Below are 16,706 nucleotides of genomic sequence, written 5' to 3'. Positions count from 1 at the left end.
CATACTTTTTTCCCTTAATTTCCTTTGACATCTCTTCTTAAAATTAATAAATAATTTTGTTCGTATTGATGTAAAGTTTATTTAGGACTAGTCAATGATCCCAAAGCGAAGACAGCGTTGATATCAGTTGATTCTTTTATATTTTCAATACCACCTACATCGTTTTTAGAGGGTTTAGTGCAGGATACTAGGTATCTTGGAGCACTAAAGGTACCCTTTCCCCCTCCAAAGTACCTGTAAAAGTGGTTTGAGTGCTATAACACCCCTGTGAGGAATGGAGCTATATTTGTATTATCCTGACGTGTACCTTCGAAAGTGGTGTTACATGATGTGAATTTTATGGATGTTTTGCCTTTTTTCTTTAGCGGTATCTTGCCGGTTATCTTACAAGCAAACTTAAGGGTGTTATAAAAACTCCACCGTTATTTGATAATCAACATAGCAGATTGAATTTCTTCATAGTGTGATTTAGTGTTACTTTTTGATCCAGCATAGCCAAAATCACCTGTCTGAGAAAGGTAAGTACCTCGTCGGATCAATACTGCTTTTATTTATTTATGCAGTCTGCGCAGCTTTCAATATAATTGATAGTGAAGACTTTGCTACTGCAAGAAGAGAAATCTTACTTAGCAGGATCGGACATGAAAAAATTTGTTTGTTTTTACTCTAATATTATTTTACTTTAACGCTGATAATTAGAAAATATGAAAATCGCTCTACTATTTGTTGTATCTTTTGTATTGATCTCTGCACTGCCTTTCTTGTGGAACCAATTTTCTTTTGCTGAAGCAGGCTTTCCATTTGCTTATGTAAAAAGATCGGTTGTTGAAATTCCTGGGTACAGCCAGTCTGCATACTTGTATGTTTTGCCCTATCTGGTTTATGATTTGATTTTAGTAGCGGTTTCTATTTGGCTATTCACTAAGATCAAACCGGTTGTATAAAAATGAGGGCGGGACCACCAAATCATTCTTTAATCAAAATAGCTTTGCTTTTGCAGTCGGGCGACAGTACATCAAGGGTTATCCCTATATAAACTACTGTTACTAATGAGTACCAGGCAAGTTTTGAAAAAAGTTTAATTTTCAAGCAGACTCCTTAGTAAATTCAAAAGAATAAGGCCGTAAAATTGTATTCTCACAGGGTGCTAAAAACCAATAGATGGAACAGCTAATAAACCTTACAAACTCAAAAGATTTTTTCAAAGATTGGTCTTTTTATTTAACAGGCCTTGATTTAAAACCCAGAACCGCAAGAATGATTGTGTCGCTTGAGGCCCAATATGAAGATTTTGAAGAAGATTCTGCCTTGGTAAAACAGTGGAATATTGCTTGCGAAGGCTTTGCTAATCAGCGTTTAAGAGCGGGCTATTTAATCCCATTTTACGGAATCAAGGTCCTTCAAGATCATCCTATTCTTCTAAACTACGATTCGAAGACTATTTTCTCTATCACTGATGGTGGTTCATGTAAAGATATTTCTTTATTGATGGGAGAACTGTTAGTAATTCATAATGAAAAATGTGGCAATTGGGTGCAATTTCATAGGATATTCGGTTTCTTACCAACTCTTTTAAAGACGAATGCGGAATTCAACCTTGAAGCGCCCACCGCACTATTAAATTATTACCTTCCAGTACTGCAACGACACAATATAAATTATAAAATTAAAGACTTACAGCCAAAATTAGGACACCTTTGTGTTCTTTTGTTTAGCAGTGAGCATTACCCGGACAGTTATGATTACGGACAGCCTTACATTGTAGCAACGTCTTTTGATCTACTTGAAGACCTTAATAAATAGAGGTTATTATAACCTCTATTCAGACTCAGACTTCACAGAATAAGAATATCATTATTCCCTCGTTATTTAATAATTTATCTTGTGCGTAAACCCATGCCTTTAAATAAATCATACCTATTGCATTTAAGCCTAAAATATCTTTTTTCTTTTTGTCGATTCTCATAAACCCATTCCATTAATCAAAATGAATTTTATATTTTTGATAATGAGTTTTTGGTAATAAAATAACATGAAAATTGGCGACGCAAGAGTAAGTGCTGCAGATCTAGATTTAGATTTGAAATTTAATGCACTGACTGAATATGGATACACAACAATCTAACAGGAAAAGATTTCTGGCTACGGATACCCATCGCCACCTGTTACCGATACATTAAAATTGTAAAAGAGATAAAGGTTTAACCGATCGTTAAAAAACGAAGTTTAAACTTTACGAGTTAAGATGTAAGTTGCACTATTATAGTATGTCGACCGTTCTACTCGTGGGAACAAAAATGAAATGCCTATACATATTGTTAATTAGAATGCCTTGACCGGTAAATACTATCGCATGCCCAAAGAAGCAGAAGATGTTATGCGGTTAAAAATTCAATAAAAAGGCCATCTCAGTATATTGAGACAGCCACTTTTATTTTTTCCGGGGATCAGCAGAATGGCATCCCTCAAAGCCATTCTACCTATCCGGAAACGGCCGCACCAATTTGTGATCGATGCGCCCTTTCATTTATCCCTATACTAATGCTAATGCAAATTGAACGCCATTTTTAGAAAGGTCACTAAAATGACTTATAACTAAGATTTTTTGAATACCAAGATTTTGAATTGGGGATATTGATGGACAAAATGTGGAGGTTGTTGTAAAAAATTTCTTATACTAGTAAAATGAAATCTATACTTTCCAACTTGACCTTCCAGGTTTTGGTTGCTATTACTTTGGGTGTATTGGTTGGCGCGCTTTACCCGGGCTTTGCCCCGCAGGCAAAACTGATCAGTCAGAGTTTTATCAACATGATAAGTATGCTCATTGCGCCTATTATATTCCTGACGATAGTTTTGGGTATTGCGCACATGGGCGATATGAGAAAAGTAGGCAGAGTAGGAGGAAAGGCATTGCTATATTTTGAGGTTGTAACTACTTTTGCGATTGTTATAGGTATGGTAGTGGCTAATCTTTTAAAGCCCGGTGTAGGGTTAAAAGTAGCCGGAGGTGATGTTGAAAAGCTAAAAACATACACAGAGCAGGCAGGTGGTATAAACTGGCTAGAGTTTCTGGCACATATTATTCCGCATAATATTTTCGAAGCTTTTACAAAAGAGGAAATCCTGCAAATCTTATTCTTTGCCATTCTGTTTGGTTATGGCCTTAATAAAATGGGAGAAAGTGGACAGTCTCTGCTTAGCACATTCGATAAAATATCTAAAGTTCTCTTTAATATGATGAAAGTGGTGATGCGCATAGCCCCAATAGGTGCATTTGGGGGGATGGCGTATAGCGTTGGTACTTACGGCCTGGAAACTTTGCTGCCCATGGCAAAACTTATGGGCGCTGTGTATTTGACCTGCCTGCTATTTATTTTTATAGTGCTTAATGGCATTTGCCGGTTTTATAGATTTAGCCTATGGCAATACCTTAAATACATCAGACAGGAGATCCTGATCGTTTTAGGGACCTCATCATCAGAGTCTGTTTTGCCCAGTATGATGCAAAAGATGGAGGCAATAGGTTGCAAGAAATCTGTAGTTGGCTTGGTTATCCCAACGGGATATTCGTTTAATTTGGATGGAACCGCAATTTATCTGTCGATGGCTGTGATTTTTCTTTGCCAAGTTTTTAACATAAACCTGTCTATCGGTCAGCAATTAAGCGTTCTGGCCGTTTTGATGGTTACCTCTAAAGGAGCTGCGGGAGTTACTGGTAGTGGGTTTATTGTGTTGGCCTCAACTTTAACAGCTTTGAAAATTATGCCTGTAGAACATATTGCTATTTTGCTGGGGGTGGATCGATTTATGTCTGAAGCCCGTGCAATTACCAATATGATAGGTAACGGCATTGCTACAATTGTTATTGCCAAGAGCGAGAATGAATTTGATGAAGAAAAATACAGACTGGCAATACAGCCAGCAACAATAGAGAGAAATGAGGAAAGTACACTATGAGAAATAAATTAGCATTAATATTAGTTTTATGTGCTGTTACAATGAGTTGCGGTGGCATTAAAAAAAACAGCGCTGCCGAAGATGCGGAAGTAGGATTTAAGCCGTTGTTTAACGGTAAAGACATTAAAGACTGGTTCGTAAAAATATACCACCATGAGGTAGGTGAGAATTTTGGCAATACGTTTAGGGTGGTTGACGGCATTATCCAGGTTCGTTACGATCAGTACGGAGACTTTAACAACCAGTTTGGTCACCTTTACTACAAAACACCCTTCTCTTATTATCACTTAAAATATGAGTATCGCTTTGTGGGTAAACAGCAAAGGGGCGCGCCCGACTATACACTAATGAACAGCGGCGTTATGTTCCATTCGCAGGATCCAAGAACGATGTTGAAAGAGCAGGACTGGCCAATATCCATAGAGATGCAGCTGCTGGGCGGTCTGGGTGATGGCCGTTCAAGACCAACGGGTAATATGTGCTCGCCTGGAACAGATGTGGTGTATAAAGGAAAAATTGCGACCGATCATTGCATCAACTCTACCTCTAAAACTTACGAGGGAGATCAGTGGGTGAGGGGTGAGTTGATCGTTTTAGGTGATTCGCTTATTACACACATCATAAATGGAGATACTGTGCTGCAATATTCGAAACCGCAGATAGGTGGCGGTATTGCCCATGGATATGATCCAAAATATAAACAGGATGGCAAGTTGCTGAGTAGTGGTTTTGTCGCTTTGCAGAGTGAAGGACAACCGGTAGACTTTAGAAATATTAGAATTAAACAGTTAAAAAAGAGATAGGCGCATTAGTTTTTTATGAATAAGAATAGGTTAGAAGCATTTAGTGATGGGGTGTTGGCCATCATTATCACCATTATGGTACTGGAATTAAAAGTACCACATGATAGTAGCATACACGCTATTGTTAAACTGCTACCCATTTTTATGAGTTATGTACTGAGCTTTATTTACGTCGGAATTTATTGGAACAACCATCACCACATGATGCAAATGGTTAAAAAGGTGAACGGGAAAGTCCTCTGGGCCAATTTGCATCTGCTTTTTTGGTTGTCGCTATTCCCCTTTGCTACCGCATGGATGGGTGAAAACCACTATGGAACCATACCTGTTGTGCTTTATGGTTGTGTAATGCTAATGGCAGCTCTGGCTTATTTTATATTGGAGCAAACGCTATTGAGGCTTCATGGCCCAGACTCTGATTTTGCGTCTACTTTTCGTAGTCGCACTAAAAATATTGTCTCTACAATACTCTATGTAGTGGCAATAGGAGGTAGTTTTATTACTCCTTATGTAGGCATTACCTGTTATGTGCTTGTAGCGGTAATTTGGTTTATACCAGAAAAAAGGGTTGAGAAGAAGCTGGCGTAATTGTTTTTAAGAACAATTTTATCTAAGTTTGCAACAAAAAAATAAGGATACATGAGTGTTTTAGTAAATAAAGATTCAAAAGTTATTGTTCAGGGCTTTACTGGTAATGAGGGTACTTATCATGCTTCTCAAATGATTGAATATGGAACTGATGTTGTAGGCGGTGTTACGCCAGGTAAAGGTGGGCAAACTCACCTTGATAAACCGGTATTCAACACTGTTAAAGACGCTGTTGATAAAGCCGGTGCAAATGTATCCATCATATTTGTTCCGCCCGCTTTTGCTGCAGACGCTATTATGGAAGCCGCTGAAGCTGGTATTAAAGTTATTGTTTGTATTACTGAGGGTATCCCTACAAAGGATATGATCCAGGTTAAAGAATATATTTCTGATAAAGACTGCCGTTTAATTGGTCCGAATTGTCCGGGTGTAATCACCGCAGGAGAAGCTAAGATCGGTATCATGCCGGGCTTTATCTTTAAAAAAGGTACAGTAGGTGTGGTTTCTAAATCTGGAACCTTGACGTATGAAGCAGTTGATCAGGTGGTAAAAGCCGGTTTAGGTATCACTACTGCAATTGGTATTGGTGGCGACCCAATTATTGGTACAACCACTAAAGAAGCTGTTGAGCTGTTGATGAATGATCCTGAAACTGAGGGTATCATTATGATTGGTGAGATTGGTGGTGGTATGGAGGCAGAAGCCGCATACTGGATTAAAGAAAACGGAACTAAGCCGGTTGTTGGATTTATTGCTGGTCAGACAGCTCCAGCAGGACGTAGAATGGGTCATGCAGGTGCAATTGTTGGTGGCGCAGATGATACCGCAGCAGCCAAAATGAAAATCATGGCAGAGTGTGGTATCACAGTGGTGGAAAGCCCTGCTGAAATTGGCGAAGCAATGATTGCTCTTCTAAAGAAATAAGAAGAACTTCTTGTATAAAAAAGAAAAGCTCTGGTGAATCTCATCGGAGCTTTTCTTTTTAGCGTAAGGCCACTCAAGGCCGCAAATCATAATGACCTTATTATGTCATGGATGTAAAACTTAACAACTATGATGTGCGTATATTGCTTTAACTAATCAAATTTATAGATGAAAGCTTTGATGAATAAAACATTACTATTAGGCAGCTTGTTAATGATTACAGGTTTTCTTGCTTGTGCACAGCGCCCTAAAAAGGAAGATTCTAAGAAAACTACAAAGAATATGGAATGGAATAAGTTAACCAAAGAAGAAGAAGATGTGATTGTGCGTAAAGGGACTGAGTACCCTGGCACAGGCAGCTTGCTCAATAATAAGGAAAAAGGCACCTATATCTGCAAACGCTGTAACGCAGCTTTATACCGTTCAGAATCTAAGTTTGAATCGCATTGCGGGTGGCCAAGTTTTGATGATGAGATAAAGGGAGCCGTGATAAGGATACCCGATGCAGACGGTTCAAGAACCGAAATAGTTTGTGCAAATTGCAAAGCGCATCTTGGTCACGTTTTTATTGGGGAAGGATTTACTGCAAAAAATACAAGAAGCTGTGTAAACTCCGTCTCTATGAGTTTTGTTCCTGATAAGAAATAAAATTTTTCCTACTGATATTGCTATAATGCCCGGAAATAAATTTCCGGGCATTTTTTTGATAAGTGGTTAGTTTTCTTATGTTTGCTGCCTCACCAACTTTATTAAATATGAAGTATTTTCTATTTTTATGCGGTATGCTTATTTCTTCTTTGGGTTTCTCTCAAATTTCTTCTGAAGAACTTGTATCAAATATTTCAGGTAACAGTGTGATAACAACACCGAAAGCGGAAGTAGCTAAAGCAGGCAAAATGTCTTTAAAGAGCGGGTATGCTACCTACTATGCAAGGAAGTTTGAAGGTAGAAAAACAACAAGCGGAGTCAGGTATCGCGGCAATAAAATGACAGCTGCACATTTAACCCTTCCTTTTGGAACAATAGTAACGGTAACCAATCTGGACAACGGTAAGTCGGTAGACGTAACTGTAAACGATCGCGGCCCTCATTCTAAAAAATACATGATAGATCTTTCAGAGGGTGCCGCAAAGGAGCTTGGCTTCTTTAAAAAGGGGCAGTCGCGGGTTGAGATCAGCTATCTACTACCTGAAGATAATACTTAACTATCTTGCCATTAAAGTCAGTTTTTTTAAATTATTAACATTAAGAAAGTTTCTCTAACTCCTTAAAAAGAAATAATTAGCTTTTTTGCAGATTGATTATGACGATCATTTGATCTTTTTAACAGTGGATTTCCTCAGGGTGTTAACAACTTTGTTCTACAAAAAAGCCCTCATACTTTATATTTGTTTTAGTAAGGTTCTTTAATAAATCACACACAGATTTTTAGTTAAAGGTTTAGTATTTAATTGCTTAAGGTTTTAAGAATTGCAAAATTTTTTAATCTTGTATCATTAAGTACGGTTTCCTAGGCTTTAATATTTATGGAGCGCCAACCCTAATCATTCACTATTAAAAATAGGCTATGCAAGAAGAAGTACTTTTAAGAGAAAACAAGGATCGGTTTGTTCTTTTACCTATTAAATATCCGGCAATCTGGGAAATGTACAAAAAGAGTGAGGCCAGCTTTTGGACTGCAGAGGAGATTGATCTATCTGACGATCAAAAACACTGGGACAACCTGAACAGCGGGGAGCGTCATTTCATTTCTCATATTCTGGCATTCTTTTCTGCTAGTGATGGTATAGTAAACGAGAACCTTGCGGTTAACTTCATGAGCGAAGTTCAGCTGCCAGAGGCACGGTGCTTTTACGGCTTCCAGATTATGATGGAGAATATCCATGCTGAAACTTATGCTTTGCTGATTGATACCTATATTAAAGATCCTGAAGAGAAAGATAGGCTTTTCCATGCAATAGACACGGTGCCATGTGTTAAGCGCAAGGCAGAATGGGCTTTAAGATGGATTGAAGGCGGTAACTTTGCAGAACGCCTGGTTGCTTTTGCTGCAGTAGAAGGTATTTTTTTTAGCGGAAGCTTCTGCTCTATCTTCTGGCTTAAGAAACGCGGTTTAATGCCCGGACTTACTTTTAGCAATGAGCTGATCTCGAGAGATGAAGGTATGCACTGCGAGTTTGCTTGCTTGCTTTATAGCATGCTTTCTAATAAATTAACAGAAGCAGCAGTTCATGGCATCATCAAAGATGCGGTGGAAATAGAAAAGGAGTTTATTACTGACGCACTTCCAGTAGCTCTAATTGGAATGAATGCCAAGTTGATGTCTCAGTATATTGAATTTGTGGCGGACAGATGGGTAAGCGAACTTGGTTATACCAAGATCTATAACACCACCAATCCTTTTGATTTCATGGAAATGATTTCCCTGCAGGGAAAAACAAATTTCTTTGAGAAAAGAGTGGGCGACTACCAAAAGAGCGGTGTGTTGACATCAACAGAAGATAAAGCTTCTGCTTTTTCTTTAGATGACGACTTTTAATCACACACTTCCATCAAGCTGAATCAATAGTTTATATATAAAATAGATAAATCCCTGAAATAATATGTTTGTACTAAAAAGAGATGGCCGTAAAGAAGCGGTGCGGTTTGATAAGATAACTGCCCGTATCGAAAAGTTATGTTATGGTTTTAATGCGGAACTGGTAGATCCTATTGATGTTGCCAAAAAGGTAATTGAAGGTCTTTATGACGGTGTTACTACTTCTGAGCTGGATAACCTTGCTGCAGAAACAGCAGCCTCGCTAACAACAAAGCATCCAGATTATGCTTTGCTTGCATCTCGTATTGCTGTATCTAACTTACACAAGAATACTATAAAGTCCTTTTCTAAAACAATGGAGATGTTGTACACCTACATTGATGCTAAAACAGGGAAACCATCTTCATTAATAGCTGATGATGTATGGAAAGTGATCAAAGAAAATGCAGATGTGCTGGACAGCACAATTATATACGACAGGGATTTCGGCTTTGATTACTTTGGTTTTAAAACGTTAGAAAAATCATATCTATTAAAGGTTGATGGACAGATTGTAGAGCGCCCTCAGCATTTGTTTATGCGCGTGTCTGTAGGCATCCACAAAGGTGATATTGATAGTGCTATCGCTACTTATAACCTAATGAGTGAACGCTGGTTTACCCATGCTACGCCTACCTTATTTAATGCCGCTACACCAAAACCTCAGATGTCATCATGCTTTCTATTAACCATGCAGGACGATAGCATAGAAGGTATCTATGATACTTTGAAACAAACAGCAAAGATATCTCAGAGTGCAGGTGGTATTGGTCTAAGCATCCATAACATTCGTGCTACTGGTGCTTATATTGGTGGTACAAACGGAACAAGTAACGGTATCGTGCCAATGCTTAAGGTATTTAACGATACAGCCAGATATGTAGATCAGGGCGGGGGTAAACGTAAAGGAGCATTTGCTATTTACCTGGAGCCTTGGCATGCTGATGTATTCAGCTTCCTTGACCTTCGTAAAAACCACGGTAAGGAAGAATTGCGCGCACGTGATTTGTTTTATGCACTTTGGGTATGCGATTTGTTTATGAGACGCGTAGAAGAAAACGGCGACTGGAGTTTGTTCTCTCCAGACGAGGCTCCCGGTTTATCTGATTGTCATAGCGCAGAATTCGACGCTTTGTACGAGCGGTACGAAAAAGAAGGAAGAGCCCGTAAAACTATTAAGGCTCAAGAATTATGGTTTGCTATACTAGATTCACAAATTGAAACTGGTACTCCTTACCTTTTATATAAAGACGCTGCAAATAGCAAGTCAAATCAGCAAAACTTAGGTACCATCAAGAGTTCTAATTTGTGTACTGAGATCATCGAATACACTTCTAAAGATGAAGTTGCGGTTTGTAACCTTGCTTCCCTTGCTTTACCAAGATTTGTGATCAACGGAGAATTTGATCACCAGAAATTATATGAGGTAACTTACCAGGCTACTTTGAACCTGAACAATATTATTGACTATAATTATTATCCTGTTGAAGAGGCAAGGAATTCCAACATGCGGCACAGACCAATAGGGTTAGGTGTTCAGGGATTAGCAGATGCATTTATTTTAATGCGCCTGCCTTTTGAAAGTGAAGCTGCCCGTATTTTAAATAAAGAGATCTTTGAAACGATCTATTTTGCAGCGATGACGGCTTCTCATGATCTTGCCATTAAAAATGGTCCTTATCAAACTTTTAAAGGTTCGCCACTTTCTAAAGGTAAGTTCCAGTTTGACCTATGGAATGTTACTCCAGACAGCAACCGTTGGGATTGGGAAACATTACGTGAAAAGGTAGTAAAAGACGGTGTTTACAACTCTCTGCTTGTCGCACCAATGCCAACCGCTTCTACTTCACAAATACTTGGTAATAATGAATGTTTTGAGCCATATACTTCAAACATTTATACAAGACGTGTATTGAGTGGTGAGTTTATTGTGGTAAACAAACACTTGCTAAAGGATCTTGTTGCGCTTGGATTATGGACCCCAGCCATGAAAGACAGAATTATTCTGGCTAACGGATCAATCCAGGATATTGCTGAGATTCCTGATTACATCAAAGAATTGTACAAAACAGTTTGGGAGATTAAGATGCGAAGCATCATTGATATGGCTGCTGATAGGGGTGCTTACATCTGCCAGTCGCAATCACTTAACTTATTCATCAATGCACCAAATACGTCAAAATTAACCTCAATGCACTTCTATGCATGGAAGAAAGGGTTGAAAACAGGTATGTATTATCTGCGTACACAGGCGGCGTCACAAGCTGTTAAATTTACAGTAGAGAATCAGGCAGGTAAAAATATGGAACCGGTAATTCCTGAGCACATTTCACAAAGCGCTGAAGAGATTATCGAAGGTCCTGTTTGTACCATGGAAGAAGGCTGTATCAGCTGTTCAGGTTAATATTCTAACCAAGTATATTTGAATGCAAAAGGCTGGCATGATTTAAATCATTGTCGGCCTTTTTAGTTTTGTATCTTTGTTGCAACATGTCAAAACATGAGATCATATCTTGCGAGCGCTGTGGCACACCAATTGAGTGTAAGGCAAATTCATACACAAAATGCCAGTGTAGCGCTGTTCATCTTGCCCTAAACGAAATGCAGTACATCAGCGAGTTACATGACGGCTGCTTGTGCGCTTCTTGCTTATTTGAATTACAGCAGGAATACAATGAAAATTTTACGCTTAACGGTAAAGCTTAATCAATAGTAGCATTGTAATCTTCCACTACCCTTATATTTTTTTGGTTAACTTTGTGCCAAATTATTTGTTGATCAACAATGGCTAAAGTACAAATAGGCCTGGTGCAAATGAGCTGCACCGGCAATAAGCAGGAGAATTTAGATAAAGCAATCTTAAAGATTAGAGAAATTGCTGCACAAGGCGCACAGGTGGTTTGTTTGCAGGAACTTTTTACTTCCCTTTATTTTTGCGATGAAGAAGATTATAACAACTTTAAATTGGCCGAAGCAATACCTGGCCCTTCTACCGATGCGTTATCTGTTGTAGCAGCAGAACTGAATGTCGTTATTGTAGCTTCTTTGTTTGAAAAGCGAGCGGCAGGATTATACCACAATACTACAGCAGTATTGGATGCCGATGGAGCCTATCTTGGTAAATACCGTAAAATGCACATTCCTGATGATCCTGGTTTTTATGAGAAGTTTTACTTCACTCCCGGTGATCTTGGTTATAAAGTGTTCAAGACTAAATATGCGAAGATTGGTGTGCTGATTTGCTGGGATCAGTGGTATCCAGAAGCAGCAAGGTTGACGGCTCTAATGGGCGCAGACTTTTTAGTTTACCCTACTGCAATAGGATGGGCAACTACACAAGACCTACCTACAAACACTGAACAATACAATGCATGGCAAACCATACAACGCTCGCACGCTATTGCCAATGGTATACCAGTGATAAGTATTAACAGGGTGGGTAGAGAAGCAGGTATTGAATTTTGGGGAGGATCGTTTGTCTCCAATCCATTCGGAACAATACTATACCAGGCATCACACAATGAAGAAGAACTTAAAGTAGTAGAAATAGACATGTCGAAATCGGATAGCTACAGAACGCATTGGCCGTTTTTACGCGATAGAAGGATAGACAGTTATTCACAGATCACTAAAAGATATATAGATGACGAATCTATTTGATCATTCGCCAAAAAAGGCAGGTTATACTTTTCCGCCCGAGTGGGCAAAACATGAGGCTACCTGGCTTACCTGGCCGCATAAAGAAGAATCCTGGCCTGGTAAAATAGACACCATTTATGAGCCATACTGCCAGTTTATAAAAGCTGTTGCAAAAGGAGAAAAGATAAGGATAAATGTTAACGATGAAGAAACTAAGGCTTTCGCTATAGAAAAGCTTACTGAGCAAGATGTGGATCTTGCTCAAATAGAATTCTATTTTAACCCAAGTAATGATGCTTGGTGCCGCGATCATGGTCCTGCTTTCCTAATAAACCCAGCTGCAGAATCTAAAAAGGTAATTGTAGACTGGGGATATAATGCATGGGGAGGTAAATATCCCCCATTTGAGCAGGATGATGTAATTCCAACGCTTATAGCAGATCACCTAGATATCCCTGTATTCAACCCTGGAATTATAATGGAAGGTGGTTCTGTTGAATTTAATGGAGCCGGAACTATATTAACAACCACTGCCTGCCTCTTAAATAAGAACAGGAACCCGCATTTAAACAAAGAGCAGATTGAGGAATACCTTAAGGAATGCTATGGTGCAGAGCAAATTTTGTGGTTAGGGGATGGGATAGTTGGTGATGACACGGACGGACACATTGACGATATTACGCGCTTTGTAAATGAAGATACCGTGCTTACCGTTGTGGAAAGTAATCCGCTGGATGAAAACTATCTCTTGCTCCAGGAAAACCTCCAAGCTTTGAAAAGCATGACTTTATTGAACGGAAAACCATTAAATATTGTTAAGTTACCCATGCCTTCGCCAGTGATTCATGAAGATACCCGACTGCCAGCATCGTATGCAAACTTTTATATTGCAAATGCAGTGGTTGTGGTGCCAACTTTTAGGGATGTGAACGATCAAAAGGCACTGGACATTATACAGGGAGTTTTTCCTGATAGGAAAGTGATTGGAATTGATTCAACAGATATCATTTGGGGGCTTGGCAGTTTTCATTGTCTAAGTCAGCAAGAACCGGCAGTATAAAACGATAAATACAGAAAGAAATATATTAAATGAAGTTATTAGAAGGAAAAACAGCACTAATTACCGGTGCATCCAAAGGAATAGGACGTAAGATTGCAGAGAAGTTTGCAGAACAAGGTGCAAATGTTGCTTTTACTTATCTTTCTTCTGTTGAGAAAGGCGAAGCGCTTGTAGCAGAACTGGAAGTTTACGGTACAAAGATTAAAGGCTATCGTTCTGATGCTTCAAAATTTGATGAAGCGGAGCAGCTGATCAATACCATCGTTGATGATTTCGGCGCCTTGGATATTGTGGTAAACAATGCAGGAATAACCAAAGACGGCTTGTTGATGCGCATGAGCGAGGAGCAGTGGGATGATGTGATCAATGTAAACCTTAAATCGGTATTCAACGTTTGTAAAGCTGCTTCAAAGATAATGATGAAGGCCCGTAAAGGATCTATCATCAATATGAGTTCTGTTGTAGGTGTGCAGGGTAATGCCGGGCAGGCAAACTACGCTGCTTCCAAAGCGGGAATTATTGGCTTCTCTAAATCCTTAGCGAAGGAGCTTGGATCAAGAAACATACGTACAAATGTAGTTGCCCCTGGTTTTATCCGTACAGAAATGACTGAAGTACTGGATCCAAAAGTGGTAAAAGGTTGGGAAGACAGTATACCATTGAAGAGGGCCGGAGAAACAGAAGATGTAGCTAATGTTTGCGTTTTCTTAGCTTCAGAAATGAGTGCTTACGTTACCGGACAGGTAATATCTGTTTGTGGCGGTATGTTGTAGATGGGCGATTCTTTTACATTTTACACTTTATTGGCACTACTGGGTTGTATCCTTGCGGGATTGTTCTTTGCATGGCTGCTATACAGTAAAACCGCGCATTTAAGTAAAAATGTAAAATATACCCTTGCGGCCGGAAGGGCATTAATCATTACTTTGATTGCCTTCCTGCTGTTTTTTCCGCTGCTGCGCAGCGTTTCCTATCAATTGGAGAAACCTATTGTTATCATAGGACAGGACAACTCCATATCGGCAGGCAAGATCAAACCTGCCGGATTTAACACAAATAAATACGAGAAGGATCTAAAAGAGTTATCGGATCGATTATCAGAAAAGTATGAAGTAAGCCGCTATAACTTTAGCGATAGCGTAAACTTGGGGTTTGATTTCTCTTATAAAGGGAAAATAACCAACGCATCTAAATTTGTAACGCAGTTAAATGACGAACTACTGAACAGAAATGTTGGTGCCATTATTTTAGCTACGGATGGCATATTTAACCGCGGCGGTAGTCCGCTTTACGATGTCAACAAGTTAAAAGCCCCGGTATATACCATCGCCCTTGGCGATACTGTTCCTAAAAAAGACCTTATTGTAGCCAATGTTAACAGCAATGACATTGTGTATCTTGACAATGAATTTACGGTAGAAGTTCAGGTACAAGCTTTTGAAAGCAAGGGTGCTACCGCAATGCTCAGGGTGCAGGAGAATGGGAAGGCAGTAACAGCCGTGCCAGTGCAGATCACTTCAAACACCTCTGTTAAAATTGTTCCATTAAAGCTAAAAGCTACAAAGCTTGGCTTGCAACGCTATACCATTTCGCTTGGACAGTTACCAAACGAAGTATCTAATACAAACAACACACAGCACATTTTTATTGATGTGATTGATGCTAAGCAGAAAGTATTGATTGCTACTGCGGCACCTCACCCTGATATTGCCATATTTAAACAGGCTATTTCAGCCAATAAGCACTATGAAGTTAAGGTAGTTATTGGCGATGAGCTAAATGCTGTTAACCTGAAGGATTACGGATTGGTTATTTTATACCAGCTGCCGTCGATAGATAATAGAGCATTGGGATTTCTTAGTCGCATAAAGCAGTCTACTGTCTCAGTATGGTATGTTTTGGGTGCCCAAAGTAATCTAGGTGCCTTTAACCAGATGCAGAAGGGATTGAGCTTCACTGGTAATACCAGCCAATTGCAGGAAATTTATTCAGATCCTAATCCTAATTTTACTGCTTTTGATATCGGTGCCGTTGCTTCAAAAACCATAGAAAACTTTGATCCCTTACTTGCACCGTTCGGTAACGTTACTGTAAACACAAATGCTACCATTGCCTTAAATCAGCGAATTGGTAAAATCAAAACGCAGTATCCGCAACTTATTTTTATCAATGAGGATGGCCGGAAAACAGCTTATCTGATAGGCGAGGGAATTTGGAGGTGGAAACTTTCTGAGGCATTGAATAAAATAGATCAAAGTGTTGTTGGGAGTTTGATAAGTAATTCAGTACAATACCTTTCTTTAAAAGATGACAAAAGGAAATTCAAGGTTTATACAACAAAGAATTCTTTTGATGAGAATGAGTCTGTGTTGATCAATGCTGCGTTGTATAACGACAGCTATATGCCCGTAAATACGCCAGATGTAAGTGTTCAGGTTAAAAATGAAACGGGCAAGTCTTATAGTTATTTGTTTTCCAGAACAGAGACAGGATATCAACTCGATGCGGGTGCATTGCCGCCCGGGAAATATAATTATACCGCTGGAACTAAGTTGGGAGATAAGACATATAACGCAGGTGGACTCTTTTACATCAATAACATTGTTGCAGAGTACCAGCAAACGGTAGCTAACCATGAACTATTGGGTAACCTATCTACGCAAACCAATGGAAAAATGTATATGCCAAATGCCCTTTCTAATATATATAAGGATATCATTAACAACGAGCAGATTAAAACGCTAACCTATGAAGACCGCAGGTATGAGCAGCTAATCAACTACAAGTGTTTATTTGCATTGATTATTGCTTTATTAAGTGTAGAGTGGTTTTTTAGAAAGAGAAATGGCGAAGTCTAGTCCTTTTTAGCTTCGTGGATAATTACGAAAACATCTTCATTATCTTTCTTCATGAAATACTTTTCGCGGGCAAATTTTTCTGCAGTATTCAGATTGGTGCTAAGTTCATTTAAGTCATTCTTAACTTGGGCAATCTCTTTTACATAGAAATCTTTTTCTTCCTGTAATTTACTTACTTCAGATCTGAACTCATATTGTGCAAGAAAGTCATTCCTGTCAAAGAATAGCATCCATACTACGAATGCTATAACAGATAGGAAATATTTATTTTTTATCAGCTCCAGTAAACGGTTCAT

Annotated in this window: 16 protein-coding genes; 15 read left to right on the top strand and 1 reads right to left on the bottom strand. The window is 39.0% G+C overall.

What is annotated here, in order from left to right:
* The first annotated feature begins 704 nt into the window (after positions 1-704).
* The 15 genes from ACVWYN_RS12835 (at position 705) to ACVWYN_RS12765 (ending at position 16,410) form a co-directional block, all read left to right on the top strand.
* A complete protein-coding gene (locus tag ACVWYN_RS12835; protein WP_457289264.1) occupies positions 705-944 on the top strand; it encodes a hypothetical protein in 240 nt (79 codons plus the stop codon).
* A gap of 217 nt (positions 945-1,161) precedes the next feature.
* Positions 1,162-1,803, top strand: a complete 642-nt coding sequence (locus ACVWYN_RS12830; protein ID WP_457289263.1) for a hypothetical protein — start codon at positions 1,162-1,164, stop codon at positions 1,801-1,803.
* Between the two features lie 882 nt (positions 1,804-2,685).
* Complete coding sequence (gene dctA / locus ACVWYN_RS12825) at positions 2,686-3,960, top strand: C4-dicarboxylate transporter DctA (protein WP_457289262.1); 1,275 nt, start codon at positions 2,686-2,688, stop codon at positions 3,958-3,960.
* The gene (locus ACVWYN_RS12820) at positions 3,957-4,763 is read left to right on the top strand and encodes a 3-keto-disaccharide hydrolase (RefSeq protein WP_457289261.1); all 807 of its coding nucleotides are present in this window, start codon (positions 3,957-3,959) and stop codon (positions 4,761-4,763) included. Before dctA ends, ACVWYN_RS12820 begins: the two co-directional genes overlap by 4 nt.
* 15 nt (positions 4,764-4,778) lie before the next feature.
* The gene (locus tag ACVWYN_RS12815) at positions 4,779-5,351 is read left to right on the top strand and encodes a TMEM175 family protein (protein WP_457289260.1); all 573 of its coding nucleotides are present in this window, start codon (positions 4,779-4,781) and stop codon (positions 5,349-5,351) included.
* 51 nt (positions 5,352-5,402) lie between these two features.
* On the top strand, positions 5,403-6,275 hold the full coding sequence (gene sucD / locus ACVWYN_RS12810) for a succinate--CoA ligase subunit alpha (RefSeq protein ID WP_457289259.1): 873 nt from the start codon (positions 5,403-5,405) through the stop codon (positions 6,273-6,275).
* Between the two features lie 180 nt (positions 6,276-6,455).
* Positions 6,456-6,923, top strand: a complete 468-nt coding sequence (locus ACVWYN_RS12805) for a methionine-R-sulfoxide reductase (protein WP_457289258.1) — start codon at positions 6,456-6,458, stop codon at positions 6,921-6,923.
* Between the two features lie 107 nt (positions 6,924-7,030).
* The gene (locus ACVWYN_RS12800; protein ID WP_457289257.1) at positions 7,031-7,480 is read left to right on the top strand and encodes a septal ring lytic transglycosylase RlpA family protein; all 450 of its coding nucleotides are present in this window, start codon (positions 7,031-7,033) and stop codon (positions 7,478-7,480) included.
* A 362-nt stretch (positions 7,481-7,842) separates the two neighbouring features.
* Positions 7,843-8,814 carry a ribonucleoside-diphosphate reductase small subunit gene (locus ACVWYN_RS12795; RefSeq protein WP_457289256.1) on the top strand — a complete coding sequence of 324 codons (972 nt, stop codon included), beginning with the start codon at positions 7,843-7,845 and terminating at the stop codon, positions 8,812-8,814.
* Positions 8,815-8,878: 64 nt separating this feature from the next.
* Entirely contained in the window at positions 8,879-11,257 is a 2,379-nt protein-coding gene (locus tag ACVWYN_RS12790) for a ribonucleoside-diphosphate reductase subunit alpha (protein WP_457289255.1), read from the top strand.
* Between the two features lie 86 nt (positions 11,258-11,343).
* Entirely contained in the window at positions 11,344-11,559 is a 216-nt protein-coding gene (locus ACVWYN_RS12785; protein WP_457289254.1) for a cysteine-rich CWC family protein, read from the top strand.
* A 78-nt stretch (positions 11,560-11,637) separates the two neighbouring features.
* Positions 11,638-12,513 carry a carbon-nitrogen hydrolase gene (locus ACVWYN_RS12780; RefSeq protein ID WP_457289253.1) on the top strand — a complete coding sequence of 292 codons (876 nt, stop codon included), beginning with the start codon at positions 11,638-11,640 and terminating at the stop codon, positions 12,511-12,513.
* Positions 12,497-13,552: an agmatine deiminase family protein gene (locus tag ACVWYN_RS12775; protein ID WP_457289252.1), complete on the top strand. Its 1,056-nt coding sequence runs from the start codon at positions 12,497-12,499 to the stop codon at positions 13,550-13,552. Before ACVWYN_RS12780 ends, ACVWYN_RS12775 begins: the two co-directional genes overlap by 17 nt.
* Before the next feature lie 29 nt (positions 13,553-13,581).
* The gene (gene fabG, locus ACVWYN_RS12770; protein WP_457289251.1) at positions 13,582-14,325 is read left to right on the top strand and encodes a 3-oxoacyl-[acyl-carrier-protein] reductase; all 744 of its coding nucleotides are present in this window, start codon (positions 13,582-13,584) and stop codon (positions 14,323-14,325) included.
* Complete coding sequence (locus ACVWYN_RS12765) at positions 14,326-16,410, top strand: hypothetical protein (protein WP_457289250.1); 2,085 nt, start codon at positions 14,326-14,328, stop codon at positions 16,408-16,410.
* Here ACVWYN_RS12765 and ACVWYN_RS12760 read toward each other — a convergent pair.
* Positions 16,407-16,706, bottom strand: a complete 300-nt coding sequence (locus ACVWYN_RS12760) for an FtsB family cell division protein (protein WP_457289249.1) — start codon at positions 16,704-16,706, stop codon at positions 16,407-16,409. The genes ACVWYN_RS12765 and ACVWYN_RS12760 overlap by 4 nt on opposite strands.

It is taken from the genome of Pedobacter sp. UYP24, assembly GCF_054057295.1.
The sequence above is the reverse complement of the archived record's forward strand: the minus strand, read 5'-3'. Positions and strand labels throughout refer to the sequence as shown.